Genomic DNA, 18,522 nt, shown 5'->3' with positions numbered 1-18,522 from the left:
TGCACGCCCCGGTAAATTTTCTTGCCGTACGCCCGTTTGCTGATTAAGGTGTGCGCCCCAAGTATTGAGACGAGTAGCCGCCATGACCGCAACCCCATCCAAAGACCCGTTACACGGCATTACGCTGGAGCAACTGCTGAACAAGCTGGTAGCCCAATATGGCTGGAACGGGCTGGCAGAGCGTATTCGCATCAACTGCTTCAGCAGCGATCCGAGCATCAAATCCAGCCTCAAGTTCTTGCGCCGCACCCCGTGGGCACGCAAGCAGGTGGAAGATCTCTACATCGACAGCGTTAGCGATAATCCTTGGCTCCGGGGTCAAGATTAACCGCGGCTAGCTAGCTGCACCAACGCGGTATCCAGCGCCTGGCGTAATAGTTGGCGATCGTGGCGATACGGGATATCGCTGGCTTCCAGTGGTTGTTGCACCACAATGCGATCCTGCATGGCGCTGGTATCCACCGCCGGGCCAACGATCACGGCGTCAATCATTTTACGGCCGATCTTCTCTTCCATCAGCGCCAGTTTGTCTTGCAGCGTCAATGCGGCTGCGGCGACGCTCAACTCGCGGCCCAGGTTACCGATATACACCATATTGGCGCTACTGCGGCGCAGGGCCTGAGTCAGATCCTCAAGCAGCAACAGTGGCATCAGGCTGGTAAGAAAACTGCCTGGCCCGATCAGGATCAGATCGGCTTGCGCGATTGCCTCAACCGCTTCGCGGGTGGCGTGTACCGGCGGGGAGAGCATCAGCTCTTGCGGCATGATCCTCAGTTGATCGATATTGACTTCACCGTAGACTTGGTGCCCTTCATGATCGTGAGCCATCAGATCGACCGGCTGTTCCGACATCGGGATCAGCGCCGCGTCGATCTTTAGCAGACTACGAACCAGATTGATCGCCTCCAGCGGGCGCACGCTCAGGTGATCCAAGGCTTTCAGCATCAGATTCCCCAGGTTATGCCCCGCCAGTTCCCCGTTGCCGCTAAAACGGTATTCAAACATCGCCGAGGCGACGCTAGGCTCGGTAATCAGCTGATTGAGGCAATTACGGGTGTCACCCCAGGCAATGCCGCCTTCAGAACGGCGGATGCGGCCGGTAGAACCGCCGTTATCGGTAGTGGTCACAATGCCGGTCAGGCGAGAGCCCAACGACGACAGCGAAGACATCACACGGCCAAGACCGTGACCACCACCTAGTGCCACGACGCGATCAAGATCGGCCAGGGTACGGTTACGCATAAAATTCCTTAACTCAGGGTAGGTAGACTGCCTGCATAAAGTAGCGGATTTGACGCAAAAACGCGATAAAGAGTGCGATTTGCGTGATTCTGGTCAATTCGCTGGCGTAACGGTTGTTTATTATGGTTATCAAGACTTGAGAGGGTGAAAAATCGCTGTATACACAAGTATATAGCGTAAATCCACATTGGCTATCGCGGCTGTTTAGCGCTAGAATTCTCAGTAAAACCACGGTTTTGTTCCGGCTACTTGAGGTAGTGGGAATGAGATCAAAACTCCTAGCCTTGATACCTACGTTGTTCATTAGAGCGATAAGGTCTCCTGGCCGTGGCGATGTCAGCCACCAGGGTGCAGAGTGGAAACGCTCGCATCTCCCGTATTTGGAAGGTGTTACAGGTGCCGCAACTCATTGATGCTTTTGAGCGCAAATTCTATTATTTGCGCCTGTCGATCACCGACGTGTGTAACTTTCGTTGCACTTACTGTCTGCCGGATGGCTATAAACCGAGCGGCAGTCCCAAGACTTTCCTCTCTCTGGATGAAATTCGGCGCGTCAGCCGTGCCTTTGCCGAACTGGGTACCGAAAAGGTACGCCTGACTGGCGGTGAGCCCTCTTTACGCCGTGATTTTACCGACATCATTGCCGCCGTACGCGAAAACCCAGCGATCCGAACCCTAGCCGTGACTACCAATGGCTACCGCCTGGCGCGTGATGTGGCCAGTTGGCGTGATGCGGGCCTCACAGCGATTAACGTCAGCGTAGACAGCCTTGATGCACGCCAGTTTCATGCCATCACCGGCCAGGACAAGTTCCGCCAGGTGATGGAGGGCATCGATGCCGCCTTTACCGCTGGTTACAGCAAGGTGAAGGTGAATGCGGTGCTGATGCGTGATGTCAATCACCAGCAACTGGGCAGCTTCCTTAACTGGATCAAGGATCGGCCAATCCAACTGCGGTTTATCGAACTGATGGAAACCGGCGATGGCAGCGATCTGTTCCGCAAGCACCACGTTTCTGGCGAAGTGATCCGTCTGCAGTTGGAACAGCAGGGCTGGCAGCGCCAAGTCCGTGGCCGCAGTGATGGCCCGGCGCAGGTATTCAGCCACCCGGATTATCAGGGCGAGATAGGGCTGATCATGCCGTACGAAAAAGATTTCTGTGCCAGTTGCAACCGCCTGCGGGTTTCCGCCATCGGCAATCTGCATCTGTGCCTGTTTGGTGAGCAAGGGATTACCCTACGCGATCTGCTGGCGGATGATGGCCAGTTAGAACAGCTGAAAATGCGCATTCAAAGCGGGCTGCAAACCAAAAAGCAGACCCACTTCCTGCATCAGGGCAATAGCGGTCTCACGCAGAACTTATCGTTTATCGGCGGTTAACACGTCCCCTATAGCCTCGGGGAACGCCAGATGACGAATACAAGCTCGATCGGTTCCCTCTCCTTGACGCAACGGGGAATGCCAGATGGTGAATATGAACTCGAACGGTCCCCTCTCACTAAAGGAGAGGGTTAGGGTGAGGGGCCATCGACAATAAGGAGCACAACACACAATGAGCCAAACCAGCAGTGAATTTATTGTGGCCAGGATTGCCATTCTGACCGTCTCGGATCGCCGCACTGAAGCGGAAGATACCTCCGGGCAATATCTACAAGAAGCCGCGCAGGAAACTGGCCATCAGGTGGTGGCGCGTGCCTTGGTCAAAGACAATATTTATCAGATCCGTGCGCAGGTTTCCGCATGGATTGCCAGCGATGACGTGCAGGCCGTGTTGATTAACGGCGGCACCGGCTTTACCTCTGGGGACAATACGCCAGAAGCGCTATTGCCGCTGTTTGACCGTGAGGTGGAAGGGTTCGGCGAACTGTTCCGCATGGTGTCATACGAAGAGATCGGCACCGCGACCATTCAGTCCCGCGCTTTGGCCGGTATTGCCAACCAGACGGTGATCTTCGCCATGCCGGGTTCCACCCGAGCCTGTCGTACCGCTTGGGAACGCATTATTGAAGAACAACTGGATGCGCGCCATCGCCCGTGCAACTTCTTACCTCATTTAAAGAAATAATCCATGACGCAGCTAACCCACATTAACGCCGCTGGCGAGGCCCATATGGTCGATGTCTCTGCCAAAGCGGAGACGGTACGTGAAGCCCGTGCCGAGGCTTTTGTTGAAATGCAGGCGGCAACGCTGGCGATGATTATCGACGGCAGCCACCATAAAGGCGACGTATTCGCCACGGCGCGTATTGCCGGTATTCAAGCGGCGAAGCGCACCTGGGAACTGATCCCTCTTTGCCATCCGTTGATGCTGAGCAAGGTGGAAGTACAGCTCGAAGCGCAGCCGGAATTTAACCGCGTGCGTATCGAAACCTGCTGCCGTTTGACCGGTAAAACCGGGGTTGAAATGGAAGCGTTGACCGCCGCTTCGGTGGCCGCGCTCACCATCTACGACATGTGCAAAGCGGTGCAGAAAGATATGGTAATTGGCCCGGTGCGGCTGCTGGCAAAAAGCGGCGGCAAGTCCGGTGATTTTAAGGTGGGATCATGATCACTATTCTGTTTTTCGCCCAGGTGCGTGAACTGGTCGGCACCAGCACGCTGAGCCTGCCAGCGCAGTACCTTACGGTTGAAGAGCTGCGTAAATCGCTGTGCGAGCGTGGCGATCGTTGGGCGCTGGCGCTGGAGCCTGGTAAATTGCTGACGGCGGTCAACCAATCGCTGGTGGCCGCAGAGCATCCGCTGCAAGCCGGTGATGAAGTGGCTTTCTTTCCACCGGTAACCGGAGGTTAACAGTGGAAAATACTCGTATCCGCGTTGGCCAGGCAACCTTTAGCGTAGGTGAAGAATACCAGTGGCTGGCACAGTGTGATGATGATGGCGCAGTGGTGACTTTTACCGGCAAGGTACGCAATCACAATCTGGGGGATGACGTCAGTGCCTTGTCGTTGGAGCATTACCCTGGCATGACTGAAAAAGCCCTTGAAGAGATCGTTGCAGAAGCGCGATCCCGTTGGCCATTGCAGCGGGCAACGGTGATCCATCGCATCGGTGATCTCTTTCCTGGTGATGAAATTGTGTTTGTCGGCGTGACCAGCGCCCACCGCAGCATGGCTTTCGAGGCGGCACAATTTATTATGGATTATCTGAAAACCCGAGCTCCCTTCTGGAAGCGTGAGGCGACCGGGCAGGGGGAGCGCTGGGTAGAAGCTCGCGATACGGATAAACAAGCCGCCAAGCGTTGGTAAATACCGCCTCAACAGCGGAAATAAATCAATACCTTTGTCCGTTTCGCGCGGTGTTTTCTGTGGTACGCTTATTATTGGCAGGGGAAGTTCCCCGAAACTTGGCTCACATGTAAAAGGTAACCGTCATGGACCGATATCCACGTAATGGTTCGATCGTTGAACGTGCCAACAGCGGCATTCAGGCTTATATGGCGCAGGTGTATGGCTGGATGACCTGTGGCTTGCTGTTGACCGCATTTGTTTCCTGGTATGCAGCGCATACGCCTGCGATCATCAACTTTATTTTCTCAAGCCAGATCACTTTCTTTGGGCTGATTATTCTACAGCTGGGCCTGGTGTTTGTGATTTCCGGCATGGTTAACCGCCTGAGCGGCACCATGGCCACTGGGCTATTTATGCTTTACTCGGCGCTGACCGGGTTAACGCTATCAAGCATCTTCATTGCCTACACCTATAGCTCGATCGCCAGCACCTTCGTGGTCACTGCGGGTATGTTCGGCGCGATGAGCCTGTACGGCTATACCACCAAACGCGATTTGAGCGGTTTTGGCAGCATGCTGTTTATGGGGCTGATCGGGATTGTGCTGGCTTCGCTGGTGAACATCTGGCTGAAAAGCCCGGCGCTGATGTGGGCGATCACCTATATCGGCGTGCTGGTATTTGTGGGCCTGACGGCGTACGACACCCAGAAACTGAAAGCGATGGGTGAACAGTTGAATGCCGATGATAAAGACAGTTTCCGCAAATACGCCATCGTTGGCGCATTGACGCTGTATCTCGACTTTATCAACCTGTTCCTGATGCTATTGCGTATCTTCGGCAACCGCCGCTAATACCCGTCGTCTTTCAAGCCGCAGCGTTGTTACCTGCACTATCTCACCCCAGTCACTTACTAAACGTAAGCTCCTGGGGATGAGATAGCTTGGCGCCTAGCTGCAACTTGAAATCCATAGGGTATCGTGGAGTCTTTTGTTCTTTCAGTTATCCATATAGAAAGTTAATGGAACAGCTTTTTAGTGCGGGCACTGTCTACGAACGATCTCTCATTTTATTGAAAAATAAACCATTATTAACGTATTATTTAACCGTTAGTTAAAGACCGTTCCATTCCGGCTAGAGGCATTAGTTTCATGTTAGGAAGTGTAAAAAACCGATCTCACCCGTCGGTTTTTTTACGTCTGCTATTCAGGCAATCTTGCGCCGGAACATGGCATAGGCCGCGCTACCGGTAGTGGCGGTGATCACCAGTAACGGCCACAGGCTGTGCCAGATAATGCCGAAACCGGCATCCTTGAGGTAGATCTGCTTGGTGATATCGGTGAAGTGGCGGATAGGGTTGGCCCAGGTGAGATGCTGAAGCCAAACCGGCATATTCTCCACCGGCGAGACATAGCCGGAAAGCAGTATCGCCGGCATCATAAACACAAACACCCCGATAAACGCCTGCTGCTGTGTCGCGCACAGTGAAGAAATCAGCAGCCCGAAGCCCACCAAAGACAGCCCGTAAACCAGCATGGTGCCGTAGAACAGCAGCAACGAACCGGCAAACGGGATCTGATAGGCAAAGATACCGATCAACAGCACGATCGAAGCCTGGAAGGTGGCAATGATCAGGGCCGGTACCGCTTTGCCAATAAAGATCTGCCAGGTGGTTAAAGGCGAAACCAACAACTGCTCTAACGTGCCTTGCTCACGTTCACGCGCGACGGAAAGCGAGGTAACGATCAACACGCCGATGGTGGTGATCATCGCGATCAGCGAAGGCACCACGAACCATTTGTAATCCAGATTCGGGTTATACCAGTTGCGTACCACCAGTTCGCTGTTGTTGGGCTTGGTACGCTGCCCAATCAGCTCATTCTGGTAGTCCTGCACGATCTGTTGCACATAGTTGGCGGCGATCTGCGCGCTGTTGGAGTTACGGCCATCGAGGATCAGCTGTAACGGCGCGGTATTACCGCTGGCGATATCCCGTGAGAAGTTGGCCGGAAAGCGGACCAGCAGCAGCGCCTTCTGATTATCAATGGTGGTTCTTATCTCCTGCGGGCTACGCAACAACAGCACGTGAGAAAAGGCTTTGGCTTTGGCGAGGCGCTGAGTCAGCTCAATGGAGTGCTGGCCGCTGTCTTCGCTGTATACCGCGATAGTGGCGTTGGTGACTTCCAGCGTGGCAGCGAACGGAAACAGCACCACCTGTAACAACACTGGCATAATCAGGATCGCGCGGGTCTGCGGATCGCGCAGTAGCGACTGCATTTCTTTAACAATCAACGTCCAGAGACGGTGAAACATGGCTTCCCCTTAATCCAGCCGCCGCTGGGTTTTCCAGGCCGTCAGGCCGATAAACACCACCGCCGAGGCGATCAAAAACAGCAGGTTAATCACCAGCACGGTGCCGATATTGCCCGCCAGGAACAGCGTTTGCAGCGTACTGACAAAGTAGCGCGCCGGAATGATATAGGTCACCGCACGAACCACGGCGGGCATGCTGTCGATCTGGAAGATAAATCCAGACAGCATAATTGAAGGTAAAAAGGCGGCGTTCAGGGCTACCATTGCCGCGTTAAACTGGTTGCGGGTGATGGTCGAGATTAACAGCCCCATGCCGAGCGTGCTGGCCAGGAACAGGCTACTGATCACGAACAGCAGCAGCAGGGAGCCACGGTAGGGCACGCCGAGTACAAATACTGAAACCACCATACACAGCACCATGGCGATCATGCCCAGGAAATAGTACGGCACCAGTTTGGACAGCAGCAGCTCGCTGCGCGTGACCTGGGTAGAAAGCAGCGCCTCCATGGTGCCACGCTCCCATTCACGGGCGATCACCAACGAGGTCAGAATGGCACCGATCACCGTCATGATAATGGTAATGGCCCCCGGAATAATAAAGTGCTGGCTGATGGCCGCCGGGTTAAACCAGTAGCGCATCTGGACTTCAATCAGCGGCTTGTCATCACGCCCGAGATCGGTGGCACGCTGCTGCTGCCAGATTTGCCAGATCCCTTGGGTATAGCCTTGCACAAAGTTGGCGGTATTGGGCTCGCTGCCATCAGTAATCACCTGTAAAGGAGCACGGTCGTTGGGCCTTGCCAAATGCTCGGCAAAATCGCTGGGGATCACCACCAGGCCGCGAATGCTGCCAGCCTGCATCATTTGGATCAATTTTTGGCGGTTATCGCTGACGGTCGGTTCAATATAGGGTGAGCCGATAAAGGCATTGGCCAGATCGCGGGCCTCTTCGCTTTGCTGCTCCATCAGGATCCCCAGCCGCAGCTTGCTGGAATCCAGGTTGATGCCGTAGCCAAAGATAAACAGCAGCATCAGCGGAATGACGAAGGCAATCAGCCCGCTGCTGGGATCGCGCAATATCTGCCGAGTTTCTTTCAGGCACAGTGCCCGCAGCCGCCGCCAGGAAAAGCCGTTGTCGTTGCTCATGCTGTCTCCTCCCGATCGTAGCCCTGCACCAGTTCGATAAACGCCTCTTCCATTGAAGGGTTAGGTTTTTGCTCGCTGGCTATCTGCTGCTTGAGATCGTCCGGCGTACCGGCGGCGATAATTTTGCCTCGATACACCAGGCCGATACGATCGCAGTATTCCGCTTCATCCATAAAGTGGGTGGTGACCATCACCGTCACGCCTTTATCCACCATGCCGTTGATGTGCAGCCAGAACTCGCGCCGGGTCAGGGGATCGACGCCTGAGGTGGGCTCATCAAGAAACAGAATATCTGGCTCATGCATCAGCGCGCAGGCCAGCGCCAGCCGCTGTTTGAAGCCGAGCGGTAGCGAATCTGGCGTTTGGTTGAGGATCGGGGCGAAGTTGAAGGCGCGAGACATCTCGTCGATTTTATCGCGCTGGCTCTTGCCGCTCAGCCCATAAACGCCGGAGAAAAACTTCAGGTTCTGCGCCACCGTCAGGTTGCCATACAGCGAAAATTTCTGTGCCATATAGCCCAAATGCTGGCGCGCTTTGCCGGAGCTGGTTTTTAGATCCATACCGAGCACCAGCGCTTTGCCATCACTAGGCACCAGCAGGCCACACATCATCTTGAATGTGGTGGATTTGCCCGCGCCGTTGGGGCCAAGCAGGCCAAAAATTTCGCCGCGCTGCACCTTGAAATCCACATGATCGGTGGCCGCAAAGTCGCCGAATTTTTTGGTCAACCCCTGTGCTTCGATCACCGTTTCCGAGCTGTCGCCCGTTACCGTGGGCATGATCTCGGCCAGGGCGGATTTGCTGTTCGGGCCGCCACCCAGCAGATCGATAAACGCATCCTCAAAACGCGGATCGGCCTCGGTTAATTCGGCCTGTGGCAGATCCAGATCCCGCAATACCTGCTGGTGATCTTCACCCGGCTTGAGGATCAGCCGCAGATATTTCCCCTGGATCACACCGTCGCTAACCGCAGGCAGACAGATCGCCCGTTGCAACAGCGCCCGGTGGCTACCGGCTGGGGTATCGATCAGGATGGTGCGGCCAGCCATGCGCTGGGTAAGATCCTGTGGCGCACCGCTGAACAGCAGTTCGCCTTCGTTCATCAGCAGCACTTCGCGGCACTGCTCGGCTTCGTCGAGATAGGAGGTACTCCACAGGATCAGCATGCCGTCGTTGGCCAGCTCATGCACCATTCGCCACAGTTCACGACGTGAAATGGGATCGACACCGACGCCGGGCTCATCCAGCAGCAACACCTGAGGTTGGCCAAGCAGCGTACAGGCCAGCCCGAGCTTTTGCTTCATCCCGCCGGAAAGCTTGCCCGCCAGCCGTTCGGTAAAGCGGGTCAGATCGGTAAACGTCAGCAACCGCTCAAAGGTTTGCTTACGCAGATCGCCGGTGACTCCGCGCAGATCGGCATACAGCGTGAGATTTTCCATCACCGTCAGATCTTCATACAGCCCGAACTTTTGCGGCATGTAACCGAGAATGGCGTGCAACTGGCGATCCTGTGCGATCGGATCCAACCCGGCGACGGTCAGCTTGCCGCTGCTGGGTAGCAGCAATCCTGCCAACATGCGCAGCAGGGTAGTTTTGCCCGCGCCATCTGGGCCAACCAGCCCGGTCACCGCGCCACTGCGCAACGTGGTCGTCAGGCTGGCCACCGCCGGTTTATCGAGTGATGGAAAGCGTTTTTCCAACGCGACCAGTTCAATCGTATGTGCCTGTGCCATCACGGTTCCTTACGGTTGTGTGAAATGGACGGTAACCGGCATCCCTTGACGCAAGGCATCATCGGCATCGTTGACGATGATCCGCAGGCGGTAGACCAGATCGGTACGCAGATCCGGCGTTTCTACGCTTTTGGGGGTGAACTCCGCGGTGGGGGAAACAAAGCCGATCTTGCCGTGATAAGGCTTGCCAGGGCGGCTGTCGGTCTCGATCAAGACTTCGGTACCTGGCGTAGCGCTACCCAGGCTGGCTTCATTGATGTAGGCACGAACCCATACCGGCCGCGTCAACGATAGGGTAAACACTGTGCTGCCAGCGCTGAGCATGGTGCCTGGCTCCACGGCTCGCGTCATTACCGTACCAACGGACGGAGAGAGCAGGGTGGTGTCATGCAGATCCAACTGGGCCTGCGCCAGTGCCGCCTCGGCCAGTGCCAGATTGGCGTTGGCTTCTTCGATTTCCTGCGGGCGGTTACCGGTCAGGTATTGCGACAGTTTGTCTTTTGACGCCTGCAAATTTGCCTGCGCCTGATTACGCGCGGTGCGGGCATCTTCCAGGGCATCGGCTGAAGTAGCCTTTTTCGCCCATAATCCCTGCTGACGTTGGAAGAAGCTGTCGGCATAGCTAAAGGCCGACTGCCGTTGGGCTACTTCGGATCGCACCTGGGCAATCTCCTCGTTGCGGTAGCCTGCCTGCAATAAATCCAGCTTGGCTTTGGCGCTGGCAACGTTGGCCTGTGCCTGTAGCAACGCGTTCTGGTAAGGCGCATCGTCCAGTTTGCCCAGCAGTTGTCCCTGTTGCACGCTGTCCCCTTCGTCTACCGCCAGTGAGGCCAACCGGCCATTAACGCGGAAACCCAGGTTGACCGTGCGGATATCCACATTGCCATACAGCGTCAAAGGCTTGTCCTGCTGGCGTTGGTAAGACCAGAAACCGTAGGCCGCAGCGGCGATCAGTACAATCGCTACACCTACAATGGCAACTCTTTTCTTGTTCATACTATTCCTTACTCGCAAGACGGAAAGTTAGACGGCGTAACGCTGGCGTAGCCCGTTAACCAGAATGTCGATATGTTCGGCCAGCACCTCGCTAATCTGCTTGGCTTCTTCTGCTGCGATCTGATGCCAGCCTGCCTGACGTAGCAGGGTTTCCCGGCCAACGCGGAATGCCAGCACCTCACCGATCAGCGCATGGGTATGCAAGATGATTTTGGTGGAGCGCGCATCGATGCCGGTATAGCCCGCCAACAGGCGACACAGCAAGTGATGCAGCGGGGCTATCACCTGCTGGTGGATCAGCGGGTAGGCATCGGTTGGCGAAAGTTGTTCGCGAGACATAATCTTGCTCAGATTGAGCGTGTGGGGCTCGGTCATCAGTTGGCTGAAGGCCAGCAACCCGCTTTTGAGATGGTAGAGATAACGCTCTGGCTGGCGTTGCTCCGCGGGCAGTTGATAGAAACGTTCTATTTCTTCGCTCAGTGGGCGGAAGCTTTGCTGGATAAAGTCGGCAATCCACTGTGCTACCGCCAGGTATAACCCCTCTTTCGAGTTGAAATAATAGGTGATAGCGGCGATGTTCTGCCCGGCACGCTTGGCGATTTGCCGCGTGGTGGCACCCGAAAGGCCATATTCGCCGAACACTTCAATCGCGGCGGTGAGCAGTTGTTGGCGCGCTTGTTCACCCCGTTTGAGAGGGCTTAGCGGCGGGTTTTCTGCAGAGGACATAGGTTGACCCAAAAAGTTAATCAATCATATGATTAACTTTAGGCCGAGCGGGCTAAAATGTAAACCACAGGCCAGAACATTTTGCTTTTCCGTGAGCTTGCTCGGCGAAAAGTGCTGTGAACACGTAAAATTGCCTTTTCTTGTTCGATTTCTGCTACACTCTCGCGCTTGGTGCACTGCAGTTTGTGCCAATCCCTCGAGGTCATGCCGAGGATGTGCCGCAAAAAAGTGCGAGTACCTCCTTATGCCCCGTCTGATAATCCTCCCGGAAACTGCACCGAACATTTGTTTAGGTTAGGGGGGATCTGGAGTTTTTCTCTACTATGTCATTTGAAACCCTCGGCTTAAGTGCTGAAATTCTGCGCGCTGTTGAAGAACAGGGCTATCGCGAACCTACGCCAATTCAACGCCAGGCAATCCCGGTGGTATTGGCAGGCCGTGACCTGATGGCCAGCGCCCAGACCGGCACCGGTAAAACAGCTGGTTTTACCTTGCCGCTATTACAGCTGCTGAGCAAACACGATCACCCAATCAAAGGCCGTCGTCCGGTGCGCGCGTTGATCCTGACGCCAACCCGTGAACTGGCTGCACAAATCGGTGAAAACGTTGAGGCTTACAGCAAACACCTGCGCCTGCGTTCGCTGGTGGTGTTTGGTGGTGTGAGCATCAACCCGCAGATGATGAAGCTGCGCGGCGGCGTCGATATCCTGGTGGCAACGCCAGGTCGCCTGCTGGATCTGGAACATCAGAACGCGGTTGATCTGTCCAAAATTGAAATTCTGGTGCTGGACGAAGCCGACCGCATGCTGGATATGGGCTTTATCCATGATATCCGCCGCGTGCTGTCCAAGCTGCCTGCCAAGCGTCAGAACCTGCTGTTCTCCGCGACCTTCTCTGATGAGATCAAAGGGCTGGCCAGTAAACTGCTGACCAACCCGGCCTCGGTAGAAGTGGCTCGCCGCAACACCGCATCTGAGCAAATTGAGCAGAGCGTTCACTTTGTTGATAAGAAGCGCAAGCGTGAACTGCTTTCCCAGATGATCGGCGAAGGTGACTGGAAGCAGGTGCTGGTATTTAACCGTACCAAGCACGGTGCCAACCATTTGGCTGAACAGCTGAATAAAGATGGCATCACCGCTGCCGCTATCCACGGTAACAAAAGCCAGGGCGCACGTACCCGCGCACTCGCCGACTTTAAAGATGGCAAAATCCGCGTGCTGGTAGCAACAGACATCGCTGCACGTGGCCTGGATATCGATCAGTTGCCACACGTAGTGAACTACGAACTGCCAAACGTACCGGAAGATTACGTCCACCGCATTGGCCGTACCGGCCGTGCCGAACGTACCGGTGAGGCGATCTCGTTGGTCTGTGTGGATGAGCACAAACTGCTGCGTGATATTGAGCGCCTGCTCAAGCGTGAAATTCCACGCATTGCCCTGCCAGGCTATGAGCCGGATCCAAGCATCAAAGCCGAACCGATCATCAATGGCCGTCAGGCTGGTGGTGGCCGTGGTGCTCCACGTGGCAACGGCGGCGGCGCTCCCCGTACCGGTAACGGTGGCGGCCAGCGTAGTGGCAATGGCGGCGGTCAGCGTGAAAATCGCGGCGGCGGCAGTGCTCGCCCGCAGGGTGACGGCAAACCACGTTCAGGTGCTCCATCGCGCCGTCCGCATAGCCGTAAACCGTCTGAGTAACCTTCTATACCCTATGGATATCAAGCCGCAGCTAGGCGACAGGCTTGCCCATCCCCAGGAGTTTACTATTGTAAATGACTGGGGTGGGCAAGTGCAGGTAACAACGCTGCGGCTTGAAAGACGACGGGTATTTAGTTGATCTATACTGAACCGCCATTTATTGGCGGTTTTTTTTCGCCTGTCTTCCAGGAGTTACCGATGAAATTGAAGTGTGCAATTCTTGATGATTACCAGGGTGTAGCGCTGACGATGGCAGATTGGTCCGTCCTTGGCGAGCAGGTTGAGGTCTTCTCCCTGCGCGAGCATATTGACGATGAAGACCAACTGGTGAGCCGCATCAACGACTGCGAGATCGTGGTGATTATGCGAGAACGTACGCCGTTTACCGCCGCATTGCTTGCCCGTTTGCCAAAACTGCAATTGCTGATCACCTCAGGCATGCGCAACGCTTCGATCGATCTGCCAGCGGCAGCTCGGCATGGTGTTACCGTTTGCGGCACCGCCAGCGGTTCTGAAGCGCCGATGGAACTGACCTGGGCGCTAATCCTCGGTTTGGCCAAGCATCTAGTGGCTGAAAGCAGCGGATTGCGTGCCAACGGGCCTTGGCAGCAACATATTGGCATCACCTTGCATGGCAAAACGTTAGGCTTACTGGGGCTGGGCAAGATCGGCGGCCAGATGGCTAAGGTGGCACAGGCGTTTGGCATGAACGTCGTGGCCTGGAGCCAAAATCTGACGGCTGAAAGGGCACAGGAATTCGGTGTGCAACTTGCCGAGTCAAAACAGGCGTTACTGGCAGCGAGTGACTTTGTTTCGGTGCATCTGGTGTTAAGCGATCGCAGCCGTGGGCTGATCGACCGTCAGGCGCTGGCGCAGATGAAAAACAGCGCTTTCCTGATTAACACCTCGCGCGCAGCGATTGTCGATCAGCAAGCCTTGGTTGAAGCGCTGCAAACCGGGCAGATCGCCGGTGCCGGGCTGGACGTGTTTGAAGTAGAGCCACTACCAGCCGATCACCCATTGCGCCGCTTGCCCAACGTGCTGGCTACGCCGCATGTGGGCTATGTGGCGGATGATAACTACCGCACCTATTTCCGGGAAGCGATTGCCGATATCCAGGCGTTTATTGCCGGTGAGCCGCTGCGCAAACTCTCTGGCTGAGAGCTATGTTGCTGTCGGTAAGGCGGGTGTTACGGTTCAATTTTCCGTAGCGATAGTGATATCATCCGCCATCGATATAGGCGGGACATTCTCAAGGAACGAAAGAATGAAAAAATACATCGGGCTTGGAATATTACTAATATTATTAAATAGTTACTCTTCATTAGGACGCACAGCGGAACAGAACTATATCACCCGTGATATTCAGGTCGATTTTAGTCGTAATAAAGAAAACGTCGACGATGAGATACAGCAGCAAATCGTTGAAGCAATCAAGAAAAGCAAAGCCAGCGTCTATTTCGGCATGACACCAACAGCGCTTACGCTCTATACCACGGATAACACGAAGACTAACGAAATAAAGCAAAATCAGGTAGTGATTGAAGGTGTAACGTATACCATCAATAAAGAATGGTTCGGTTCAGGCTTGCGGCTGGTCAGTGAAGCGTCACACGCGTGCGCGTTCTGGGACTGCATTATCACCTTGAAATTGCAACAAGCTGATGATGACTCTGCTGCGCTACAAAAAATCAAAGCACGCTTCGCAGCCGATAAGAAGTCCTGGCAAGAGCGATTGGTCCGGGAACGGGTAGAGTTGGCTGCCTTACCACTTAATGATTTCCCAGGGGTTGTCGTCTCATTGACGAAGGATCTCACCATCAAGTTACCGCTCTCTTTCTACAAAAAGTTCGAGTCGCAAGGCGGAATTTACTGGCGACGAATGGGCGATCAAGGGATTTTTATCGACATTAAAGATGAAGATACTCGGGTTTACCGCTTTAGCCAGCCCGTCGAGTCGGCTCCGGGTGGAGATACACGGATAGCCATAGACGGTGAGTTATTTGTGGTTAAAACGCCTAAAAACGAAGTGTATTTAGAGCGCTGGCTTGCCAGCCAAAAAGCTATACTCTTCAGGACCGCCAACGGAGCCATTTATTATAATGAGCAATATCGGCCAGAGGCCGTTTATTTTCAGTATGACGATGCTGATGGTAGCTACGTTATCGCTCGTGCCAGCGCGGAAGACGGTAAATTAACGACCGTTGCGCGAGTCTTTACGGTACTCCGTACGCTAGATCCACAATATCGCGGCCAAAATGAAATGTCGCTGGCCGATCTGGCGCTTTCACGTAGCGAACTGGAAGCGCGCTATCAGATCAAAACGGAGCAATTGTTCAACCTGCCCCAAGCCCAACAGGCACTGGAAAAAGAACTTACGCCATCGCTGGAAAAGCCAGAGCGTTTTCTTCAGCCGTTGTCGAAACGTATCCGTGTTGAAGGCCCGGGCCATGTGAGCGTCTATGTGGATATCAAAGCTCACCGGGCCAACCTTGAAGCGCTCATGGCTCAGAATCAGCAAAAGTATCCTAAAGGCAAACGTCTGGATGATATTTTCATCTATGCGATGACGGGCGATGACGCCGACTACTCTTGGTATTATCGCCTTGCTGATGATGTGACGCTGGAATTCCCCGCTTGGGAAACGCAGCAACTGGATAAACAACTGTTTCTGGCCCAGGTCTTCAAACAGCTGGATTTCAGTAAACTGCCGCAAATCCCCACTGGCGAGAAGAAAAATCTCTTCAAATATGAGAGGGTTGCTAGACCAGTGGCAGACATTGGATTTTCTGTTACCGAAGGGCTTATTGACAACGAAGGTAATATGCTCATTGCTATGCCAAAGAGTGGAAAATATGTGTTCGAGTGGCAATCGCCTTATATCATCGCTACCTTCTGGCAATCAGAGGGCGAGGGGACGTATCATCGCACTGACAAAGAACTCTATTTTAATCTTCATGGTAAGCCGGTGAAGAAACCCTGAGCGGTCTCCGTTGTCAATGCGTCCACTTGAACTAGGTGGACGCCGCTGAGCCGATCGTTTCCCCACTGGTGATCGCTTCACTGCAGACGTTTTCGATAGACAATTCGGTCATCTCATGTTGCTGGCACCGCCTTTCGCCCGTATCATTGCGCCCTCTTTGATTGCAGGGGTAGGCATGCGCGTATTATTGGCTCCAATGGAGGGGGTACTCGACTCTCTGGTGCGGGAATTGCTCACCGAGGTGAACGATTACGATCTCTGCATCACCGAATTCCTGCGGGTGATCGATCAGCGGCTGCCGGCCAAATCCTTCTACCGGCTATGCCCAGAACTGCATCATGCCAGCAGAACGCCATCCGGCACCCAGGTGCGGGTGCAACTGCTGGGCCAGTATCCCGAATGGCTGGCGGAAAACGCTGCTCAGGCAGTCGAACTGGGTTCTTACGGTGTCGATCTGAACTGCGGCTGCCCGTCCAAACATGTCAACGGCAGCGGCGGCGGGGCCACCTTGCTCAAAGATCCCGAACTGATTTATCAGGGGGCCAAAGCGATGCGCGCCGCGGTGCCAGCGCATCTGCCGGTGACGGTAAAAGTGCGCTTGGGTTGGGATTCAGATTCCCGCAGCTTTGAAATTGCCGATGCGGTGCAGCAAGCGGGGGCGACCGAAATCACCATCCATGGCCGTACCAAAGAGGACGGTTATAAAGCCGATCGCATCAACTGGCAGGCGATCGGTGAGATCCGCCAGCGTTTGACCATCCCGGTGATTGCCAACGGGGAAATCTGGGACTATCAAAGTGCGCAGGCCTGTATGCAGGCCACCGGCTGCGATGCGGTAATGCTGGGCCGTGGGGCGTTGAACATCCCCAATCTGAGCCGGGTGGTGAAATATAACGAACCGCGTATGCCTTGGCCGCAGGTGGTGCAGCTATTGCAAAAGTACGTGCATCTGGAAAAGCAGGGCGATACCGGTTTATACCACGTCGCCCGCATCAAACAGTGGCTCAGCTACCTGCGCAAAGAGTATCAGGAAGCCACTGAGCTGTTTACCGAGATCCGCACGTTAAACAACTCCAAGGATATTGCGCGAGTGATTTGCCGCTAACTCCTTAGTTCAATGGCGAAATAGTGCCGCAACGCCTCCAACCGTTCTTCCTCCGAATGCAGAGTAGACTCCTTACGGTGATGGTCTTGGGTCACGATCAGCTTTAACTCGCTGAGGGTGATGCGGCCATCCTCTGTGGGGCGGGAGCACACTAGCTTTTGGGTAAAGTGCGACTGTGGCGAAGTGCTGTGATAGTGGCACATGTCGTTAAATTCTTCCGGCTGCCGGGGTTGCAGGGTAAAGCGATAAAGCGTCTTGGCGTGGGAGGTTCGATCGCCGTTGCGGCGCTCCAGATGATACCACTCGCCGTCTTGCTCAAGATGAAAGGTGCCGCTGGCCTGCGGTTGTTGCTCGGTAGTGGTGATTTTCAGCGGGGCGAGGAAAGAATCGCCAAACCCTACATCGACCAGATACGGCTGATCCAGGGTCACCACCAGCGCCATATGGTCAAACGGCGGGCCAAAAGAGCCGTCTCTGGCGTGGATTTCCCCGGATATAAACGCTACCTGAAAGCCGATCTGCTGCAACAGCAGGGCGAATATCCGGTTCAATTCATAGCAAAACCCCCCGCGATTATGCTCGACGATTTTGCTGAACAGCCCGGCCTCGCTAAGATCGATCCCCTGATGATAGATAATGCTCAAATTCTCGAAGGGCACCGCCAGCATATGGCAGCGATGCAACTGTTGCAGAGTTTGCAGGTCGGCCTGTGGTGTGCCTGTGAAGCCGATGTGTTGCAGGTAGCGTGGTATGTCCACCGGAATTCTCGCTATACGGGAAATTTTGCATAAATTAGCGGGAATTGTGGCAGTCGGGGAAGCAATATGTGCGGTGCTGAAAAGAGCCGCTTGTGCCATTGCGTTACACTCGTCTTCCTGACAGGTCGTGGCCACCGAGCTTGCAAGCATGTGAGAGCCGTCTGTAATTAACCAGCAAGGTAAACGCTAATCGATTTCACTCCGTTTAAAATTAGCGATTTAGCCAATAAACGTATGTTGTTAAAAACAGTATTGACATAGTTTGAAAAAGTCGTAAATTAGTATCCAGCAGCAGGAAATTGATAGTTAGCTGCTTAGCTAAATAACAGATTGAAAGGTTATCTTTAATAAGTTGTTTAGTGATATGCGATAAAGGCCACGAAGTTCTGTTGTATGGGGAAGTCTTCGTTGAGTAGCCGGTTCGGACTCAAACGACAATGCTTTAAGGCCACGTAGTCAGTACCGACGATCGCAGGGTGTGTACCATAACGCGATGATGTAAGGCTCTGTTTCTCAAGTGTTAATGTTGCAACTTGTTAATTTTATCCTGTAAGTTTGTTGCAATGAAAGTAAAGCCATGCGTCAAAAGTTTATATCGC

18 protein-coding genes and 1 riboswitch are annotated in these 18,522 nt (G+C 54.4%); of the genes, 11 read left to right on the top strand and 7 right to left on the bottom strand.

All coding sequences use genetic code 11. The features are described from left to right. Nucleotides 1–82: 82 nt before the first annotated feature. On the top strand, nucleotides 83–328 hold the full coding sequence (locus ACMV5I_RS23000; protein ID WP_021180393.1) for a VF530 family DNA-binding protein: 246 nt from the start codon (nucleotides 83–85) through the stop codon (nucleotides 326–328). Here the strand turns inward: ACMV5I_RS23000 and ACMV5I_RS22995 are convergent. Continuing rightward, nucleotides 325–1,242 carry a gluconeogenesis factor YvcK family protein gene (locus ACMV5I_RS22995; protein ID WP_024483111.1) on the bottom strand — a complete coding sequence of 306 codons (918 nt, stop codon included), beginning with the start codon at nucleotides 1,240–1,242 and terminating at the stop codon, nucleotides 325–327. The genes ACMV5I_RS23000 and ACMV5I_RS22995 overlap by 4 nt on opposite strands. Before the next feature lie 263 nt (nucleotides 1,243–1,505). After that, nucleotides 1,506–1,648, top strand: a riboswitch (molybdenum cofactor riboswitch). Here ACMV5I_RS22995 and moaA point away from each other — a divergent pair. From moaA to ACMV5I_RS22965, 6 genes are all read left to right on the top strand, one after another. Further along, nucleotides 1,639–2,622: a GTP 3',8-cyclase MoaA gene (gene moaA, locus ACMV5I_RS22990; RefSeq protein ID WP_021180395.1), complete on the top strand. Its 984-nt coding sequence runs from the start codon at nucleotides 1,639–1,641 to the stop codon at nucleotides 2,620–2,622. (Overlaps the previous riboswitch by 10 nt.) A gap of 172 nt (nucleotides 2,623–2,794) precedes the next feature. Continuing rightward, on the top strand, nucleotides 2,795–3,307 hold the full coding sequence (gene moaB / locus ACMV5I_RS22985; RefSeq protein WP_414825323.1) for a molybdenum cofactor biosynthesis protein B: 513 nt from the start codon (nucleotides 2,795–2,797) through the stop codon (nucleotides 3,305–3,307). 3 nt (nucleotides 3,308–3,310) lie between these two features. Continuing rightward, the gene (gene moaC, locus ACMV5I_RS22980) at nucleotides 3,311–3,790 is read left to right on the top strand and encodes a cyclic pyranopterin monophosphate synthase MoaC (protein ID WP_071683176.1); all 480 of its coding nucleotides are present in this window, start codon (nucleotides 3,311–3,313) and stop codon (nucleotides 3,788–3,790) included. Next, nucleotides 3,787–4,032 carry a molybdopterin synthase sulfur carrier subunit gene (gene moaD / locus ACMV5I_RS22975; protein ID WP_021180398.1) on the top strand — a complete coding sequence of 82 codons (246 nt, stop codon included), beginning with the start codon at nucleotides 3,787–3,789 and terminating at the stop codon, nucleotides 4,030–4,032. The genes moaC and moaD overlap by 4 nt, the downstream gene beginning before the upstream one ends. Before the next feature lie 2 nt (nucleotides 4,033–4,034). Further along, nucleotides 4,035–4,487, top strand: a complete 453-nt coding sequence (gene moaE, locus ACMV5I_RS22970) for a molybdopterin synthase catalytic subunit MoaE (protein ID WP_024483107.1) — start codon at nucleotides 4,035–4,037, stop codon at nucleotides 4,485–4,487. A gap of 125 nt (nucleotides 4,488–4,612) precedes the next feature. After that, a complete protein-coding gene (locus ACMV5I_RS22965; RefSeq protein ID WP_021180400.1) occupies nucleotides 4,613–5,320 on the top strand; it encodes a Bax inhibitor-1 family protein in 708 nt (235 codons plus the stop codon). 352 nt (nucleotides 5,321–5,672) lie between these two features. Here the strand turns inward: ACMV5I_RS22965 and ACMV5I_RS22960 are convergent, their stop codons facing one another. From ACMV5I_RS22960 to cecR, 5 genes are read right to left on the bottom strand one after another with little or no spacing between them, the layout of a single operon-like run. Next, nucleotides 5,673–6,779 carry an ABC transporter permease gene (locus ACMV5I_RS22960; RefSeq protein ID WP_024483106.1) on the bottom strand — a complete coding sequence of 369 codons (1,107 nt, stop codon included), beginning with the start codon at nucleotides 6,777–6,779 and terminating at the stop codon, nucleotides 5,673–5,675. 9 nt (nucleotides 6,780–6,788) lie between these two features. Then, nucleotides 6,789–7,925: an ABC transporter permease gene (locus ACMV5I_RS22955; protein ID WP_202726998.1), complete on the bottom strand. Its 1,137-nt coding sequence runs from the start codon at nucleotides 7,923–7,925 to the stop codon at nucleotides 6,789–6,791. Beyond that, nucleotides 7,922–9,658, bottom strand: a complete 1,737-nt coding sequence (locus tag ACMV5I_RS22950) for an ATP-binding cassette domain-containing protein (RefSeq protein WP_414825322.1) — start codon at nucleotides 9,656–9,658, stop codon at nucleotides 7,922–7,924. Before ACMV5I_RS22950 ends, ACMV5I_RS22955 begins: the two co-directional genes overlap by 4 nt. Before the next feature lie 9 nt (nucleotides 9,659–9,667). Beyond that, the gene (gene hlyD, locus ACMV5I_RS22945) at nucleotides 9,668–10,654 is read right to left on the bottom strand and encodes a secretion protein HlyD (RefSeq protein ID WP_024483103.1); all 987 of its coding nucleotides are present in this window, start codon (nucleotides 10,652–10,654) and stop codon (nucleotides 9,668–9,670) included. Nucleotides 10,655–10,681: 27 nt separating this feature from the next. Further along, nucleotides 10,682–11,380, bottom strand: a complete 699-nt coding sequence (gene cecR / locus ACMV5I_RS22940; protein WP_414825321.1) for a transcriptional regulator CecR — start codon at nucleotides 11,378–11,380, stop codon at nucleotides 10,682–10,684. Nucleotides 11,381–11,703: 323 nt separating this feature from the next. Between cecR and rhlE the strand changes: the two genes are divergently transcribed. The 4 genes from rhlE to dusC all read left to right on the top strand — a co-directional run bounded on the left by rhlE (nucleotide 11,704) and on the right by dusC (nucleotide 17,165). Then, nucleotides 11,704–13,077, top strand: a complete 1,374-nt coding sequence (rhlE, locus tag ACMV5I_RS22935; protein WP_024483101.1) for an ATP-dependent RNA helicase RhlE — start codon at nucleotides 11,704–11,706, stop codon at nucleotides 13,075–13,077. 198 nt (nucleotides 13,078–13,275) lie between these two features. After that, the gene (locus tag ACMV5I_RS22930) at nucleotides 13,276–14,238 is read left to right on the top strand and encodes a D-2-hydroxyacid dehydrogenase family protein (protein WP_414825320.1); all 963 of its coding nucleotides are present in this window, start codon (nucleotides 13,276–13,278) and stop codon (nucleotides 14,236–14,238) included. 106 nt (nucleotides 14,239–14,344) lie between these two features. After that, a complete protein-coding gene (locus ACMV5I_RS22925) occupies nucleotides 14,345–16,060 on the top strand; it encodes a hypothetical protein (RefSeq protein ID WP_414825319.1) in 1,716 nt (571 codons plus the stop codon). A 175-nt stretch (nucleotides 16,061–16,235) separates the two neighbouring features. Further along, the gene (gene dusC, locus ACMV5I_RS22920; protein ID WP_021180408.1) at nucleotides 16,236–17,165 is read left to right on the top strand and encodes a tRNA dihydrouridine(16) synthase DusC; all 930 of its coding nucleotides are present in this window, start codon (nucleotides 16,236–16,238) and stop codon (nucleotides 17,163–17,165) included. On the opposite strand, the gene ACMV5I_RS22915 is transcribed toward dusC, so the two are convergent. After that, nucleotides 17,162–17,923, bottom strand: a complete 762-nt coding sequence (locus ACMV5I_RS22915) for an arylamine N-acetyltransferase family protein (RefSeq protein WP_202670831.1) — start codon at nucleotides 17,921–17,923, stop codon at nucleotides 17,162–17,164. The two genes, dusC and ACMV5I_RS22915, sit on opposite strands and share 4 nt — an antisense overlap. Nucleotides 17,924–18,522: the final 599 nt, after the last annotated feature.

The organism is Serratia sp. T13T92, assembly GCF_047530105.1.
GTDB classification, from domain to species: domain Bacteria; phylum Pseudomonadota; class Gammaproteobacteria; order Enterobacterales; family Enterobacteriaceae; genus Chania; species Chania fonticola.
Note: the sequence above shows the minus strand (reverse complement) of the source record. Positions and strands in the feature narration are given on the sequence as shown.